The organism is uncultured Bradyrhizobium sp. (assembly GCF_936928535.1).
In the GTDB taxonomy this organism is placed as follows: Bacteria; Pseudomonadota; Alphaproteobacteria; order Rhizobiales; family Xanthobacteraceae; genus Bradyrhizobium.
Genome location: NZ_CAKZHY010000124.1, coordinates 45,515 through 62,368 on the forward strand (window position 1 = coordinate 45,515; position 16,854 = coordinate 62,368).

General features: G+C 58.8%; 14 protein-coding genes and 2 pseudogenes. 8 read left to right on the forward strand and 8 right to left on the reverse strand.

Translation table 11 applies throughout. The features are described from left to right. Nucleotides 1-8: 8 nt before the first annotated feature. The 4 genes from Q0687_RS25780 to Q0687_RS25795 all read right to left on the reverse strand — a co-directional run bounded on the left by Q0687_RS25780 (nt 9) and on the right by Q0687_RS25795 (nt 6,335). Complete coding sequence (locus Q0687_RS25780; protein ID WP_298883218.1) at nt 9-1,100, reverse strand: AI-2E family transporter; 1,092 nt, start codon at nt 1,098-1,100, stop codon at nt 9-11. 1,046 nt (nt 1,101-2,146) lie between these two features. Then, nucleotides 2,147-2,767: an NYN domain-containing protein gene (locus Q0687_RS25785; RefSeq protein ID WP_298883259.1), complete on the reverse strand. Its 621-nt coding sequence runs from the start codon at nt 2,765-2,767 to the stop codon at nt 2,147-2,149. A 1,322-nt stretch (nt 2,768-4,089) separates the two neighbouring features. Then, nucleotides 4,090-5,718, reverse strand: coding sequence for an ATP-binding protein (locus Q0687_RS25790; RefSeq protein WP_298883221.1), 1,629 nt, complete (start codon nt 5,716-5,718; stop codon nt 4,090-4,092). Then, nucleotides 5,715-6,335 (reverse strand): response regulator, encoded by a 621-nt coding sequence (locus tag Q0687_RS25795; RefSeq protein ID WP_298883223.1) that lies wholly within the window; start codon nt 6,333-6,335, stop codon nt 5,715-5,717. Before Q0687_RS25795 ends, Q0687_RS25790 begins: the two co-directional genes overlap by 4 nt. A 288-nt stretch (nt 6,336-6,623) precedes the next feature. On the opposite strand from Q0687_RS25795, the gene Q0687_RS25800 reads away from it, so the two are divergent. The 3 genes and pseudogenes from Q0687_RS25800 to Q0687_RS25810 form a co-directional block, all read left to right on the forward strand. Next, on the forward strand, nt 6,624-6,815 hold the full coding sequence (locus tag Q0687_RS25800; RefSeq protein WP_298883226.1) for a hypothetical protein: 192 nt from the start codon (nt 6,624-6,626) through the stop codon (nt 6,813-6,815). Nucleotides 6,816-7,664: 849 nt separating this feature from the next. Next, nucleotides 7,665-7,814, forward strand: coding sequence for a hypothetical protein (locus Q0687_RS25805; protein ID WP_298883228.1), 150 nt, complete (start codon nt 7,665-7,667; stop codon nt 7,812-7,814). A gap of 516 nt (nt 7,815-8,330) precedes the next feature. Then, a pseudogene (locus Q0687_RS25810) lies at nt 8,331-8,999 on the forward strand (IS3 family transposase); the annotation flags it as partial. Between the two features lie 177 nt (nt 9,000-9,176). On the opposite strand, the gene Q0687_RS25815 reads toward Q0687_RS25810, so the two are convergent. From Q0687_RS25815 to Q0687_RS25825, 3 genes are all read right to left on the reverse strand, one after another. Further along, nucleotides 9,177-9,935 carry an outer membrane beta-barrel protein gene (locus Q0687_RS25815; protein WP_298883230.1) on the reverse strand — a complete coding sequence of 253 codons (759 nt, stop codon included), beginning with the start codon at nt 9,933-9,935 and terminating at the stop codon, nt 9,177-9,179. Between the two features lie 1,009 nt (nt 9,936-10,944). Then, complete coding sequence (locus Q0687_RS25820; RefSeq protein WP_298883233.1) at nt 10,945-11,334, reverse strand: hypothetical protein; 390 nt, start codon at nt 11,332-11,334, stop codon at nt 10,945-10,947. A gap of 39 nt (nt 11,335-11,373) precedes the next feature. Continuing rightward, nucleotides 11,374-11,580 (reverse strand): hypothetical protein, encoded by a 207-nt coding sequence (locus tag Q0687_RS25825; protein WP_298883237.1) that lies wholly within the window; start codon nt 11,578-11,580, stop codon nt 11,374-11,376. A 571-nt stretch (nt 11,581-12,151) separates the two neighbouring features. On the opposite strand from Q0687_RS25825, the gene Q0687_RS25830 reads away from it, so the two are divergent. The 3 genes and pseudogenes from Q0687_RS25830 (at nt 12,152) to Q0687_RS25840 (ending at nt 14,636) form a co-directional block, all read left to right on the forward strand. Further along, nucleotides 12,152-12,502 (forward strand): hypothetical protein, encoded by a 351-nt coding sequence (locus Q0687_RS25830; protein ID WP_298883242.1) that lies wholly within the window; start codon nt 12,152-12,154, stop codon nt 12,500-12,502. Nucleotides 12,503-12,581: 79 nt separating this feature from the next. Beyond that, nucleotides 12,582-13,673: pseudogene (locus tag Q0687_RS25835) on the forward strand (IS630 family transposase). Between the two features lie 585 nt (nt 13,674-14,258). Then, nucleotides 14,259-14,636 carry a hypothetical protein gene (locus tag Q0687_RS25840; protein ID WP_298883244.1) on the forward strand — a complete coding sequence of 126 codons (378 nt, stop codon included), beginning with the start codon at nt 14,259-14,261 and terminating at the stop codon, nt 14,634-14,636. Nucleotides 14,637-14,638: 2 nt separating this feature from the next. Here Q0687_RS25840 and Q0687_RS25845 read toward each other — a convergent pair whose 3' ends face one another. Continuing rightward, complete coding sequence (locus Q0687_RS25845) at nt 14,639-14,836, reverse strand: hypothetical protein (protein ID WP_298883245.1); 198 nt, start codon at nt 14,834-14,836, stop codon at nt 14,639-14,641. A gap of 130 nt (nt 14,837-14,966) precedes the next feature. Here Q0687_RS25845 and Q0687_RS25850 point away from each other — a divergent pair, with 130 nt between their 5' ends. Continuing rightward, a complete protein-coding gene (locus Q0687_RS25850) occupies nt 14,967-15,773 on the forward strand; it encodes a hypothetical protein (protein WP_298883247.1) in 807 nt (268 codons plus the stop codon). Nucleotides 15,774-16,064: 291 nt separating this feature from the next. Then, entirely contained in the window at nt 16,065-16,754 is a 690-nt protein-coding gene (locus Q0687_RS25855) for a DUF4214 domain-containing protein (RefSeq protein WP_298883250.1), read from the forward strand. Nucleotides 16,755-16,854: the final 100 nt, after the last annotated feature.

The window sequence follows — 16,854 nt, forward strand, 5'->3', positions numbered from 1 at the left end:
GATTTGAGTCAACGGTCAGCAGTAACGTCCCGCGCCGGCGTAAGCCGCTCGATGCGGATCCAGGCCGCCGTGAGCTCCCAGGCCACCGCCAGGATGATCGGCCCGATGAAAAGCCCGATGATCCCGTGCGCGAGCGTTCCGCCGATCACCCCGATCAGGATCACGAGCGTCGGCGTGGTCAATCCCCTGCCCATGACCATCGGCTTCAAGATGTTGTCGAGAAGTCCCACGACGATGAAGAACACCGTCAGCGGGAGCGCCACGGTCACATCCTTGGCCATCCAGATCCAGATCACGACGGGAATGAGGACAATGGCCGCACCGATCTGCACGATCGACAGGAGCAGAACGATGATGGCGAGCAAGCCCGCGCTCGGAATGGCGGCGAGCTTGAAGCCGATGCCGGCCAGCAGCGCCTGAATGATCGCAACCCCGATTACGCCTTGCGACACGGCGCGGATGGTCGCACCGCTGAGCTCCATGAAGTGCTCGCTCTGCTCCGGCACGATCCGACGCAGGAAGCTTCGGATCGCGCCGGCGAGTTGCGGCCCGTATGGAAACAGAAATCCGGCGACCAGTACCGACAGCAGGAACTGCAGCGTGCCGATCCCGGCGCTGCCGGCGAAAGACAGCATGGTTCCGGCGAGCGGCTTCAGATACGGTGCCACTTCGCGCAGCAGCGCGCGGACATTGGTGTAAGCCAGGGTCCAGAGATCGAACAGCTGCGGACCGATCAACGGCCAGCTCCTGATTTGCTCCGGTGCGGCCTGAAGCGCGAGATCGCCGGTGCCGATCTGGCTTGCGATGTCCCTGATCCCCTCGATGGCGCTGACGCCCAGCCACGCCGCCGGACCGATTACAATGCCGAGCATGATCAGGCCGAGAATGGTTGCCGCGGTTCGGGGACGACCGCCGAGACGCTTCGCGAGCCAGCTGAAGGCGGGATAAAACGCCACCGCCAGAACCGCGCTCCAGGTCAGGATCGGCACGAACGGCTTGATGATCAGGAAGGTCCACACGACCAGCAGTCCGAGCAATGCAAGCCGGATCACGAGCTGGATCACGTCATCAGCGAAGAGAAACTGGCGAATCGTTTTCAAGGCGAGGCCCCTGTCTGCGTGAGCGTTGCCTCCTCAAGGAGAGACCAACCTCACGCAGCAGGCTTGACCCAGATCAAGCCAGATGGCGGCCGAGCCAGCGGCATCGATCCGGCCTGCTATTTCCTGGGACGTTTGAGAGGCACTGCAGTGCCTGGACAGATCTTTGATCGATTGGGATAGGCGGCGTGCGCGATCGGCGTCGCGGTTGCACTCAGTTCAGCGGCTCCCGACGATCAAACAGAAGATCGATCGAGGCGGCCTTAGAGATCGACCTTCAGCTTTTCTGCTGTAAAGAGAAAGAGCGCTTCGAAGCTCGCGAACGTAGCCAAGATCAAGACAAGGGATTGAAGCATGCGGCCCTCCCGTTCGGATTAAGGGAGCGTAACGAAGTATGGTTAATAAAAGCTAAGCCGCGCGTGTTCCCCACACGAATGAACGCCCGCCGACAACCGGCGCCAGCCAAGACCCTCAAGCGGCCGCACCGGCGCCGTGACCGCAGTGTGCATGGTGGCCATTCGAAGCCTAACGGTCGCAACCGAACCGCAATGCGCCCTGCTCTTCTTCGGTCGCCCAGGCGGTGAAGGCGTGAAGGCGCGCTCGACGTGCATCAGCTCAAACCTACGTCGCGCACAACGGCGCTTGGCGAGTGCACGTTGGATTGTGCGTCCATCCACTTAAGTAATTGATTTTGTTGTGTTCTGGCGGAAGGGGTGTCTTGTCAACCTCGTTGATTCAACTGGACTTTCCTCGCACCTCGGAAAAATAGCTACGGTGTTTGCAACGGTCGTCCCAGCGACATCTCAACCGTAGATTTTTCCGCCGGTAAACGAGGCTTGCACCCTGCTGCCTGCATTCAATACGGCCGCGGGGCGGATCAATTTGGCTGATCGGGCAATCTGGCGGTCAAGCTGAGGCGCACACGGACACCTGAGTACAGGTCGTGGTCGAGTAGCTCAGCCATTTGGCTTTCGCCCTCACGGACCACTTTTCTTATAACCACGGGTCTTGGGTTCGAGTCCCAGCGCGCCACCAAAATCTTCAGCAAGTCAGCCACTTATACGAAATCTTTTTCTTCCATTTTCGTTGCGCGAAACAGGCAACGTTAGTGCCGTCCTGCGGTCAGCGTGCCTCCCCCTCTCCCCGATATCGCGGCTGATGCCGGGCTGCAATTCGGCAATGTCGGTGAAAACATCGGCTTGTCTGCGCAGTTCATCTGCAATCATTGGCGGCTGGCTGTTAATCGTTGAGACTACAGTAACGTGCACCCCATGTCGCTGCATCGCAGCCACGAGTGAGCGGAAATCTCCATCGCCTGAGAAGAGCACCATCCTGTCGATGTGGGGAGCAAGCTCCAGCGCATCAACGGCAAGTTCAATATCCATATTGCCCTTGATCTTGCGACGTCCACCTGAGTCGATGAACGATTTGGTCGCCTTAGTGACAACCGTGTAGCCGTTGTAGTCCAGCCAATCGATCAATGGGCGGATCGACGAGAACTCCTCGTCCTCGATGACCGCAGTGTAGTAGAACGCACGGAGAAGCGTCCCATGGCGCATGAACTCCTGCAAAAGTCGCTTGTAGTCTATATCGAACCCAAGGGCCTTCGACGTCGCGTAGAGATTTGCACCGTCGATAAGCAGCGCGATCTTGCTTGTTTTAGATGACATGATGCCAATACTCAGCGCGTTGCGGATCAACAACGATGCGCAATGCTAGGGTGGATTTCGGAATGAAATAATGAGCCGCCAGTTTAGCGGCCTCTTTAAAAAGTACGGCATTATCCAGCGCGCGACAGAGAAGCTGCGCAGTTTGCCACCACAAGCAACTAAAGTGTCGCCCCGCTTGCGAGTTTAACCCGCACCAAATTGATCAAGGCGAGTATTGGTAATAGAGAAAATCTACACAGAGACCATTTGAATTGCAATGTCGCAGCGACGGTAAGTCGCATCCGAGGTGTCAATCTACTCCTTAGACCATCATGATCTCAAACGCCAAGCGGGCAACCGTTCCTGTTGTCTCTGATTTGAGTCAACGACCGCCTCTTCATTTGCAAGCAAAGCTTGTCCGCGATGGACGTAAACATGTCAAACTTGATATCATTTTCCTCTGCAAGGCCTGACGTAATCTGCCACGCGGTACTGCCAGCAGCCCATGTCTACAACACGATTGAACTCTCCGATGGCTGGCTTGCTGAGGTTGAGTTCGACAATCTGCTTCATGAAGGATATGGCAAGTCTGAACCTGATGCGGGCCGTGATGCTTTGCCCGCATCAGTCTCGGCAGGAACAATTCCTTGCAGGCGTCTGGACTTGCTCTGTAGTGCATGATGCCAAAGTCGCTCAAAGAGGTAGTGGTCAACGGCAAAGCGGTGAAATACCGGTCAAACTAGGCGCAAACTTACGAGCTTGCTCCGCGCCACATCAATCAGGTCGAGCAGACGGTCCGATTGGTCGATCAATGCGTTCTTCGCAAAGGTGCCGTGGACCTCGCGCAAAATGACACGGATGCATTTATTCGCAAGCTCTAGGACATATAGGGCGCGGGTCGCATCCTCACGGCTTCTTATCCCTGTGACGTCGAGCGAGGATACTACCCCACTGATCGCTCCCAGCCGCTTGGCGACGGCGCAAGACGTCGAATCGGTTTGAGACGTGTTTGGAGAGGGATCCGTCGCTACATCCAACATGTCGGGTGAGTTCTCCAATTGATGAGCCCGAATCTCTCCGTTTCGGTGTTGTCGACCACGAAAGCGAACTGCACCGGCTTAAAGGCGGGCCGCCGAAAGTGAAATCGGCGGCCCTGTTGTTTCGATGCGACCGCAAAAGCGATTGCACCGATAATCACTTCAAGTATGCGGCCAACATGGCACGCCGATCCATCTTCCGTAGCTCGGTCGATTGCGAGCTCGTAGGTTTACGAGGGTAGTTCTACGAGGTTCCGTGGCTCGACTGGGGCCGCCTCGGACGAGAGGGGGTTTTTCGGCTACCGCTCAATTCGCGGCGGCATCAGGACGCATGATCGGCAAATTGATCTCGAACTGCGCACCGCTGCCCAGGTTGGAAAATGCCAGAAGTTGTCCTCCGTGGCGTTCGACAATCAAGCGGCAGATAGCTAGTCCCAACCCCATTCCCTGAGCTTTACTAGTGACGAACGCATCGAAGATCGTGTCCAGTTTCTCCGGACTGATGCCGGGGCCAGAGTCGATGACCTTGATGCTGATCCCGTCGTTCGGCCGCTTTTCAGTGGTCAGTCGCAGCACACGACCGCTGCCAACTGCATCCATGGCCTCAATCGCATTGCGAATCAGGTTGAGAATGACTTCTTGTAGTTGTCCGCGATGGCCCCAGACGACCGGCAGACCCGGCATCAACTCGGCTCGCGTTTCGATCCGGCGCTCCATCAACTCGCCCTGCATGGTGTCGAGGACGCGCAACGCCATGTCGTTCACATCGATGGGCTTCAGCTCCTGATTGTGTGCCCTGAACAAGTCGCGAATATTGTCGAATATCTGGCTCGCGCGATGACCCTCACTGACGATGTTGTTGAGCGCGGATCGGGCCTTTCCGAGATCCGGCGGGCTGTGCCCGAGAAACCGCAACGCCGTGCTTCCGCGCATCACGATCGTGGCCAGCGGCTGCTTCACTTCATGAGAGATCGAAGCAACCACGGCCTCCAGGTTCATCAGCTTGTTTTCGCGCTCGCGTCGGAGCATCAGATTCGCGCGAGCGAGGCGGGTGTACGATCCCGTCGTCTCCGTCAGCAGAATGACGAGAACGATCGTTGACGTTGCGAGCGACAGAATCCGGCTCACATAGAATCCGAGACTGAAGCGGACGACGGTAAGGGCCAGCTCGCCTATCAAGGCGCAGGCTACGACCATCAGCCAGAGGTCGAGTACCGAGCGGCGGTGCCCCCATAAACAGGCAAGCGCAAGTGCACATATGATCAGGTCGAAGAAAGGAATGTATGTGCCCAGCGGCGTGAGACCCGATGCGCTGAGGAACAGGCGCGGCAGATAGCGATCCCAGACGACCGCCGCCCATACCAGCGCCAACACGAGACTAACGATGAGCGCGACGCACCACCCGATCGCCGACGACATCGAGCCTTGTACCCCGTATGGCTCGTCTTTCAAGCATGCGTATATTCCGAGAGAGATCGGAAAACCGAGATGCCAGAAGATATAGAGCCAAGCAGTCGTTTGCAGACCCGCACCGAGAAGACCCGTTTCCGAGAACGCACCAGGAAATGTGAGCGCATGGGGGATGACGATGAGCGCCGTGAAGAGATATCCCCCCGACAGGACCAAGAGTCCGCGCAGGCGCGAAATTGAGAAGTGGCCGAACAGCAAGATCGCGGTGATCAGGTCGGTGACCAATATCGTTGCATTTAAGAATGGAATGAACGCGGCAAAGCGAGGCAGCGGCGTTGCCGCAAATGGAGCTACCGCCGCAACGGCGATCGCGAGAGCCGCGACGGCTGCAAGCGCGGTCCAGTTCTGCCTGCGCGTCGGCTGGAGGTTGATGAGCCCTATGTCCGCGCCGAGCGTCCCTTCAGGTGCCGCAAGGTTGTCATTGCGCCCCTCAACCGCGGAGTCTGGGACCGCGTCTTTGCTCATTTGATCGATTGTGAAACGTTGCCTGAGAGCCAAACACGGACCAAATCAGCCAACCCCTTCGCCGATGTCTTTTCCATGATATGAGCACGGTGGAATTCCACGGTGCGCGGGCTGATGCCGAGTGCAATTGCGATCTCCTTGTTCGACTTGCCCGTCACAAGCCCTTCGAACACTTCGGTCTCGCGGGAGGTCAGTGTTTGCAGCGCGCGCCGGGCGATTTCGACATCGGCCGCTCCGATCTCGCTCATTCGACGGCGCAAGGCAGCCTCGATCGCGGCCAACAGGACATCGGCCTCGAACGGCTTCTCCAGAAAATCCACGGCTCCCATCTTCATGGCCGCCACAGCCATCGTGACGTCGCCGTGGCCGGTGATCAGCATCAGCGGCAACGCGGCGCCTGCGGACCGCAGTCGCTTGAGCAGCGTCAGGCCATCGATGCCGGGCATTCGGACGTCGCTTACGATGCAACCCGGCTCAAGATCGTCGCCTCGCGCAAGCAGTTCCTCAGCCCTAGCGTAGGCGCGAACCGCGTAGCCAGCATCATTGAGCAGTTCGAGCAGAGACTCCCGCATCGGCAGGTCATCTTCCACGACATGGATGACGGCTTCGCCAGGCAAGAGCGGCTCCTCCCAGATAGAACCGGATAGCAGCGTCGAACAATGCTGGATTGATCGGGATCAAGCGGAAGGCGGCTGTTGTTGGCACAATTTCCGCTTTTCGGGGGCGGCGAACCTCGTAGATCTACTAGCTCGCGTTCGTCCCAGTTACCGGCCCGTTCCTCGCCGGCTAAATTTCTCGCGGGATTTCGCGTTGAAAAGCTGAAATCCGTGAGCATGAGAACGACGGCGGACGCTGCGCGATGTTCGGCGCCCGGCCCCGCATAATCGTCGGAACGAGAGCCTCGAATGACTAATGCGATAGAGTACTTCGTCACCACCCAGAACATCCGTCACTTCAGGACGTTACTGAAGACCGAAACGCACCCGGACAAGCGCAGCATCTTGCTCCAGTTGCTCATGAGCGAGGTTACCAAGCTTCCCGAACCAGCGCAGCGCGCCGAGCTGATCAAGGACGCCGGTCCCCCGGTTCCCGTTTGAAGTACATTTTGGCGGTGTGGTGAAAAGCGTGCCCCCAACTCTGCGTCCCCCACCACACCGACAAAGGGCCGTCGACGCCGCCGGCGGCCCTTTTTTCTTGTTCGATCGGGTCAGTTCGCGCCTGAGCGCTTAAGTGTTAAATTACTGGCCAATCCGCTTTGCATGGGGTTCTTTTCAAATTTAATCCGCCCCCCCATCGTGGGTTCTCGAGGCTGAACACCTTCAGACCATGTTTGACTCGGTCCTGCCCGACTGCGCGCGCCATGACTCAGCCGAGTCACCGGTGCGTTTTGCCGGTCTGCCCGCCGTCAGACCGCGCCGAGTTGTCCGACTTTTGGCGGCTTTCCTACGCGCGCATGCGCAGCCATCTTGCCCAAGACCTCGCACAACTATCCTGCAGCGCGCCTGATCGAACAGTTCGGCGACGTCGGCATCGTTCCTGATCGCGGCTTCCAGAGCGAGCCTTGCCAGATCATAAAAACCAGATCATGAAAAATCGGAACTACGGCTCGAGGATATGGCAAGCGCCGGGCGCTTGAGCACGGCCGTTCGCCCAGCTCCCCAAACTTGCGGTCAAACGCGCCTCGTCGAGCGCGCCGTCCTCGTCGCCGCAGTTGGCATCGAAGTCACGCCACTACTGCGCCGCCTCGCCCGTTGAGCCCCGGCCGTCGGCCTCTTTTGCATTTGGGTGCGTCGCCCTTAGTCGCGGTACCGACAGAACTCGTCCCCGTTGTCGTACTCAAAGCAAATCTTCACCCGACGGTGCGGAAGATCCTCATCGGAATATCGGGAGCGGCGGTCCATATCCCCGTCGTCACGCTGCATTCGGCAGTTTCGACCGGTGGTGCAATGGCCCATATCTTCCATCATTCGCCCCATGTGCTTTTGACGCATGCGATCCATACCCATGCGATCCTGGTCGCCCTGTTGGGTGGTCCAGTCTTGATTAACGCGAGTATCTTCGGCGCGTTGTCCGTCCCGGTCGCGCGCCTGGTCTGACTGCCGAGGCGTACGATCCGGCTGTACGGGAGCGGCTTGGGGGCTGGTGCTTGGTGTAATCAACGACTGTTGAGCAAACACAACCGTCGGTATGACGCTGGAGGAGAGGAACAGAGCGGTTGCTGGTACTAGGATGCGCATAGTTCGGCTCCATAAGGTGGGTAGCCGTGTTCAATCGCTGTGCCTCGCGCTTGGTTGCTGGCGGAACGGTTTGATTCGATGCTGCGTCGCAAACTAGCTATGAGCAGACCCGGTCGAAGCGGCGAGATCGGGCTTACCGGGCGGGACGGTGTGCGCATTGGTTGAAGGTCAAGAACCGGGCGCAGGCTCCGATGACGCAGGTGATGGAGACGCTCAGCTAAAAGCTCAGGAGATCAGCTATCGATGCGAGCGGACATCGCGTGTTCTATTCCGAGCAACGCGGATGACCCCGGAGCGGTCGACTTGCGAGGAAAGAAAGTAACATGCGATTCCTCCCTCTTCCCTCTCTTCTCCTCCCATTGCCCTCTGAAGAATCCCCGGGTCCACGCTGTCCTGCGCACGCAGGGACGTGGCGCCAGCCGCGGCCGGATCGAGCGGCTGATGCATCGGCACGGCATTCGGGCGATCATGGCGCCGCCACGCCGAATCCGCACCACCGACAGCCGCCAGGATCTGCCGATCGCGCCGAACCTGATCGCGCGCGACTTCACCGCCACAGCCCCCAACCGGGTCTGGCTTGCCGATATCACCTACATCCCGACCGCCGAGGGCTGGTTATACCTGGCCGCCGTCATGGACCTCTTCAGCCGCAAGATCGCCGGTTGGGCGATGCGCGACCACATGCGGGTCGAACTCGTCTCCTCCGCGCTGTCGATGGCGATCCGCCAGCAGCGGCCGGGCGCCGGATTGATCCATCATTCCGATCGCGGCGAGAGGTATGCCTCACACGAATATCGCGAAGCCCTTGCCGCCACCGGCATCACCGCATCGATGAGCCGGAAGGCCGACTGCTACGACAACGCCCCGATGGAGAGCTTCTTCCACACCCTCAAGACCGAGCTCGTCCATCATCGCCAGTACGAAACCCGTGCCGAGGCTCAGCGCGATATCTTCGCCTTCATCGGGGGCTTCTACAATTGAACCAGGCTCCATTCCGCCATCGGATACATCCCTCCGATCCAGATGAAGCTAAAAGCTGCTTAAACCCGTCCACTTTTTGGGGGAAGATCATGTCAACCATAATCTGGTTTTCACATTCGCCTTTATCACACTAGCGATCCTCAACGCTCGCAACTATGGCAATCATATCGTTTGAGCGCCCGTGACTTGTCAAAGAAAAAGCCCCGGCGAGCCGGGGCTTCGTTTGCGCAGATTGAACGATCAGTATCTCGCCGCGACCGGGGCGCCGTAGCCACCGAAGCGATAGTTCAAGCGGACGGTGACCATATCCACGTCTTGGCTGACCCGGTCGTTGAGTACCGCCGCTAGACGAGGATCGACCACGGCGAAGGAGTTATTTGCGTGCCCCATCCACAGGTGGTCGTATTCAGCACCGATCGACCAATTAGGAGTAAAGCCATACTCAAAACCAACGCCCAAGGTACCGCCCCACCGCGTGCTATCTGCCGAGACCAGACCGATGCCGGTGGTGTTGTCGAATATGGTCAAGCGATTGCTGGTCACCGCCGCACCGCCTTTCACATAGAGCAGCGCCGAATTCCAAGCCCAACCCAGTTGGCCGGTGAAGAGACCAATTGCGTCAGTCTTTGCCGTGGTTGAGAGCGTTGGATCGAACAGGCTCACGCGCGTGTTCTTGAGGTCGGCCCAATCGCCCTGAGCTTCCAACCCGAACACAAACTGATTGGTTTGCCAGCGATATCCAATCTGTCCACCGGCAACGCCCCCGGAGCGATCACCGCAGCCGCTCGCGAACGTTCCCGCAGCGGTAACGAAATCCACGCAACTGTGGCTTTGACCCCAACCGCCGTTGGCACCGATGTAAAAACCGGTCCAGTCGTAAATCGGAGCTACCATAGGCGGTGCCTTGGTATACGGGCGAGCCGCCAGATCAGCCGCCGACGCAGGAACGGATAGACCCACGGCCATCATTCCAGCCGCGGCAATCAAAAGCTTTTTCATGAAGTAGTCTCCCAAGAACGAGTTCGAGCAACGACGCTACGCCCCACCTTGAGTTGATTCTAATCGGTTCGCACTCTGATTGCTGTAGCTTCCCTACAACACCGCCCATCGAAGACCGCAATCAAGTTATTGATTTCCGTTAAGAACTAGGGCCCCTAAAGCATGCTAGCGTGCATATCGCGGCCTCAATATACGCGACTCTGTCCACACGGTTTACGTAACGAGCAAACAGGGCTGCGGGGCGGTAAACATCTTGGCGCACCTGCAACACGCGGCCTTTGGCTGCACAGAACTAACCTCCGGGCATAGTGTTATCGGTCATGGACGCAGCCCTGATCCAACAACACCTCGCGCAAGCCGAACGGCACGCCGCCGAAGGCAGGCGCCTTGTCGTCCGCCAAGAGGCGTTGGTTGCAAACCTCTGTGAGCGCGGGCGCAGTGCAGCCGATGCCTGCAAGGTATTAGAAGCGCTCAAGGAGGCGACAGCAGTCCACGACTTAGATGTAGAGCGGTTACACCGCGAGCTGCGTGCTGCTAGCCAGGGTCTACCTGACAACGACCGTACCAAGCCACAGCGGGACATGCGGCACAGCCAATGAAACTCTGCCCTGGCTGGGCGCGTTACGGTACGGTTACTGCGATCATTTTCATGGCGGAGGTTTTTCGATGGAGCGCCATAGGACCACATTGGCAGTATTCGCATTCGCCCTGTTGACCGTCATAGTAATTGCGTCAGCAGTCACCATGGAAAAGGTCATCTTCCAGACGGCAAGCAACGACGCGCCACCTTACGCCACCGGCCTTGCCAAGGCGCACCAACCGTTGGATCGCGCTCCCGGCGAGCCCCTGCAGACCGTAGGCGGGCCGGCAGGAGCGATTAGACAGGGCCACTGACCAAACACCGGCCAAGTCCTCAAACGTACTACGGGCCGTGTTAGCGCTGCACGAAGCAGACGTTCAACGCCTTTAAGAAGCGCTCCGTTCCGCTAGCCGGGCGTTGGCCTACTGATCAGGATCGATTCTGACGCGAAGTTAACTGAGATAGCGGCAGGTTTCGGTCGACAACCTTAACGCCCGTTCCGTCCTGTTGGCCTGCAGTATCGGCGCTCAGCAATCTGCGGGCAAGGTCAACTGACGCGATCAGTTCTTCGCCTTTTCGGATTAATTCGTCCCCGGCGTCGTCCTCGCGAAGCACAGCCAATACAGAGTGCACGAACTGGCCAGCGAGTTCGAGGACGCATAACGCTCGACGGGCATCGTCCTGCGTTTGCAAACCGGACAAGTCCAAGAACGATAATGAACTAGAAATAGCTTTGAGCCGGCGCGCTGCGCGGCGGCGGACATCGGCCCGGTTCGCTGTGGAAAATAGCTCGATTACTTGGGCTATTGTGGTCTCCACATCTAGATTCCTCCTTGGACGGCAACCAGCGGAGAGCGGCTAAACCGCCTCTTTCGTGATAAAATCAAGCTCTTGCGCGATCAGTCGCGCGAGCTTTGCTCTTTCGATTTTTAGTTTAGCTCTTTCGGCCTCGACGTTGTGACCGTCCCGCTCAAGCACGGGAAGCAGAAGTTCTTGATCCTCAATATACTTTTGAAACTCGTTCATTTTGCGGCGCAGGTCCGCATGCTCGGCTGAAATTCGCACGGCAATGCTCCGGCAAATAAATGGCAGATTAGCCGAGTCTTCTTAATCAAACGTTCAGCCGCTGGCCGTAGCGCATTATTTGACAGCGCCCCTTAGCGAACACGGGCCAAGTCTTCAAATACATGACGGGCTACGCCAGCCCTTCCTAGAGGCAAGATCACCGCCCTCTCCTCACAGACATTCCGATCCTAATCCTCCGCTAAAAGAACCCCGATTATTCCGATTACTCCGGTTATTCATTAGAGGAGTAATCAGAGTAACCAGAATAACCAGAGTTCTATAGAGCGGTTACGCAGGCCTGCCGCCGGCGCAAACTTCGCACTGACAAGCCAGCTGAAGCGACCCGCGAACGAAAACAAACAGCGCTGAACATCGTCAAGCGGCGTGATCAGATCATCGTAATCAGCGACGGGGCGAACTACTCCTCAGAGGGACGGTTATTGCAGGTCGCGCCCAAGGTTGATCTATTGCCTCCACTTTTCCGGTTTCGTTTCTCAAACGGGCGGCTCTGCATAGTCGGCGCCGATCGCATCAATCTTTGCTCATTTTGCCATTAGCACCGACGACCTGTTTGATCGCGCTGCTGAAACTCCTGCAAATAGCTGAGGCGAATTTCGAAGGCATCTCTACGCAGCCGCCAGGGCGGGTGCTGTTCGGCGCTTGGTCGGACAGCAAGCAGCAAATGCGGCTCGGCACGGTGATTAGCGAGTACGCCGCGGACCTCGAGCAGGATGGCGGTGGCGCCGAAGTGATCCAGCCCGATGGGCACACTGTGCAAGAGCTCGAGGGCGACCAACTCCTTTGTCAGCCTCCGCCCGGAGACCCGGCATGGATCGAGGGTTTCGGAGGCCCGATCTACGATCTTAACCAGATTAAGAGTTACGAAGATCGAGTGTCCCGAGTCACAAGTTCGCAATCGTAGGTTCGCTTTAGATTCGCGCCGCTGTGGCAGACTGGAGGCTGCACGACAGCGACGGAGGATCTGATGGCGGCGGAGCGACTTGCGCCCTTTGAGCGATGATGAGCGCGCTGAACTTCAGTCGCTGACAACGCGGCGAAAGACGGCGCAGGCGCTGGCTCTCAGAGCCCGGATCGTGCTGACCTGTGCAGAAGGCGGTCAGAATAAGGAAGTGGCAGCCAAGCTGGGCCTGGAGCGCGGGACGGTAGGCAAATGGCGGCGGCGCTTTGTGAAGCAGCGCGTGGCCGGGCTGCACGATGAGCCGCGCTCGGGGGCACCGCGCAGCATTGACGATGGTCGCATCGAAGCAGTGATCGTGAGGACGCTGGAAAGCTGCCCCGAGAACGCCACTCATTAGAGTTCCCGCGGTATGGCAAAGGTCAGCGGCCTGTCGGTGTCGACTGTGCAACGTATCTGGCGGGCCTTCGGGCTCCAGCCGCACCCATCAAGCTCTCGACCGATCCGAACATCCGAACTTCGTGGCCAAAGTGCGCGACGTTGTCGGCCTTTACGTCTCGCCGCCGGCACACGCCATCGTTCTGTGTGTAGACGAAAAGTCTCAAATCTAGGCGCTGGACCGCAGTCAGCCGATGTTGCCGATGCGTCCCGGTCAGCCGGCCCGAAGGAGCCACGATTACAAAAGACACGGCACCACATCGCTGTTCGCCGCCCTCGACATTGCGACCGGACGGGTTATCGGCAAGTGTTACGGCACCGCGCCGCCGAGTTCCGCAAGTTCTTGGACGAGATCGAGGCCGCCGTGCCCAGCCAACTCGACGTCGATCTCGTCATGGATAACTACGCCACTCACAAGACCCCGCTGATCCGGAAATGGCTGGCCAAACGGCCGCGATGGCATGTGCACCTGACCCCGACCAGTTCGTCATGGCTCAATCAGGTCGAGCGCTTCTTCGCGCTTCTTACCGACAAGAAGATCAGGCGCGGCGTCTATCGCAGCGTAGCCGCCCTCAGTTCGGACATCGCCTCGTTCATCGAACGACACAACGCTGATCCCAAGCCGTTCCGGTGGACCAATTCAGCCGACGACATCCTTGCTTCTATCGAGCGCTTCTGCCGTTACAATGCCCCGGCACAGCACGACGCGATGCTGCGAACTTCTGCCTCAGGACACTAGCCTCGTTTCTGCTCAGAGCGCAGCGCGCGGTTGCGGATCCAAAGAATGGCTCTCGCGGCGTCGGCGGCTTCGGCTAGATCACCCAGATCACCAAGGACGGTTGCACCACGCGCATCTTCGAGCGCTACGACGATGAAATCGGCGGGGTGATGATGCCTGAGCCGGTTGACTGGCCCGCCTGGCGAGCCGCCCGCATGCAGCCACAGCGGGCGGCGTCAACCGGTTCGCTGACGGCGTCGGTTGTTCGACTGTCGCGCGCCGAGCGTCGCGCCGCCCAAGCGAAGGCACGAAAGGCGTGATTACGTTGCGTGATACTCTGAGAACAAGATGGCTACTGTGCTCGCAATTAAAATGAGCCCGATCAGGATGAAGATCAATTCTTCGAACCGCTTCATTTTGTCCTCCCAAATCGAGCCACCGCATCGATCAGGAAAAAGGCGGTTGCTTGGCCGGTGAACATCACACTCAGGTGAATAGTCCGAAAGGCTTAGAAGTTGCGGAGCGGCAAATGAACCCGATCGAACGACAATGGCGTGCGTGGCTCGAGCAGATCGATAGTATGCGCCGTCAGCTTAAGGTGCGGAAATGACTGGAGCGGCTGATGAGGTCGACCCGTTTGGTCTTTTCCTCGACGCGCATCATCTCGCTGGCGTTGTTGCTGAGCAGGTCAAGGCGTTGGGTTTTGATCGCACGCACCTGGCGCACGGGCTAATCACCGAAGCGATGACGCAATTGCTCGACGTCGATCTGTTTCGCGCCGACACGATGGCTCGGGGGTTCATCGCGCTGGCCGTCGCAGATCAGGCTCAGTTCGAGAAGGACAAGCAGTCCGATGTGATCGATCGCGCCATTCGCGGCGACCTTCGCAACGGCTCCGATCTCGGCGCTTGTGTGCTTAACGCGAACAAGGAAGATCGGGCCAGGTTGGTGAAGGGCAGCATGCGAATTCGGGTGATGCCGTGACCTCAGTCAGTGGAGCGCTCGAAGGGCTTATAGATCCACCGGTGCCCGTCATAACGGCGCAGGATCTTGCCTCTGACGAAAGCGCCGGTGATCGACCGGCGCGGCAGAATGACTTCGCGGACGTGCCACATCTCTGCCCGGGGCAATAGCGGCGCCAGCGAGAGCAGATTGTGATGGGTTTCTGTGCGACGGCCCTTCATGAGGGCAGCCTCTCGCAAGAAGCCGGAGGGGTCTAGGTAGACCAACGAATTAACGCTACCGGGGAATCTCGATGGACTTAGCTGCAAGCCGTTCAGAAGCCGCGCTGGTGCCGTTCCCGCCTCGGGGCAGATGGCAGCGCGTAGACCAACTGACGCGCTTAAGGGCCTTCTGGAAGCCTTTGGTGTCGAGATGATCCCTCAGCAGCAGCCGGCCGGCGACAATCGTACCAAGTGCGGCCCGACGCTCCAGAGGCTCCTCGACCAATACGGCCAGGATCACCTGGTCACAGTCCTCAAGACATTCACCGAGACGCAGGGCAATGCCGGCGCCCTAGTCGAGCAAGCTATCCTAGCAGTCTCCGCGAGCGTGCGCGCGCATCCTTCCTGGCCGGAGCGCGCATCGTTGTGGTTCGATATCTTCGACACGATCTCCATCCGCGATCTGGTCGCATTAGCCAAGCCCCTCAAGCCGACCGGAGAGAAGGCCCGCTCCGCCATTGCCGGCATGCTGCTGGCGTGGCTCGCGCCGGTATTCGACCCGCCGAAACCCAAGATCGACAGGCGCAAGGTCAAGCACGCGGAACGAAGGCCGGGCAGCGCTATCAAGGCGATTGAGATCGGCTTGGTGCTCCGGCAACATAAGGGCCCGCATCAGAATTCCGGCATCGCGCACGTGGCGCACAAGCACGGCATCTGGACCAACGGCGGTGCGTCCCACTACATCCGCGCGGCCAATCTCTATGGGGACCGAGTCGACCTGGTCCGTTTCCTGCCGCGTTCGGTGCTTTTCAAGCTCGCATCGCCGGTGCTACCGCAGGCTGCGCGCGAAGAGGCGGAGCGCCTGCTGGCTGCCGGCGGTAAACTCACCGGGCCGATGGTCGACGCGATAGCAAAACGCGCTGCACAACAAGGAACCACGGCACCGTTGCCGGTTTGAATCGACGCGGCGTTCGTCTCCGCGGACGTCGCGGACGGCCTCGCACCCGTACCCCCTAAAGCCCCCCCAAGCGAGACCGTCCCCAGGGCTTCAGCTTGTCCTGCTCGGCCCGAGCAAACGCCTGTGCGGATGCCATCGCCTCGTCCGGCGACATTGTCCCTGTATCGAGCGCCGTGCGGGGTGGGCCGGCCCCCGGGCGCCGCAAACCACAGGTTGAATCCAGTTGCCGCGATCTGGTTAATGATGTATTAATTTCACTGTACGGCGTGTGAACGCTAGGCGAGTTTGCGTATGAGTATGGTCTCGCAACAACTGATCGACCATTGGTACACTATCCTCTACGCGCGCCACGCGACAGCCGACGAGGAAATCCAATGGTCTGCGCTGAGCCGGACGGAGGATATCCGGACGGAGATCGGCAATACCGGTGAGGCCGCGCAGTATATTGATCCGGTGCTGCGCCTTTACATCGCAGCATTTGGACGCGCTCCCGACGTTGCCGACCCGAATGGAGATTTCGATACCGGACCTCAATCCGGCTATTGGACCAATGTTAACGCGCTGAGGAACGGAATGAGCTTAGGCGAACTCGCCGAAGCGTTCGTGGGATCTGCGGAATGGAAACAGTTACACGGATCGAGCGCGTTGACCGAAGCCAACATCATTGGGCTCTATCATTTTTTTCTCCAGCGCTCAGTGTCTTCAGCAGAAATATCCGCATGGATGCATAGCGGCGCCGATATGGCGCATGTGCTGATCGGAATATCAGAATCGACGGAAGCGAGAGATTTTGCCGCGTGGAAGATCACCGACGCCCTGAAATTCTCAACCACCTTGCAGCCTCATCCCGATTCAGGTCCTTTCGAGCTTGGCCCGCTTCCGCCCGGAACGTTCGCTCCTTCGGCGCGGCCGGGAGGCGCATTTGATGCGAGCGTGGCAACCGTTGGCATCGCTGATCATCCCGACGCCTTGGTGATCTAGGCCAAAAGCAGCGCTCATCAGCGAAGATGTCATTCGGCCTGCAATATTGGCTCTGACGCATATTCGATGATCGTGATTGTTTTTATGGCGCGCCAATCAG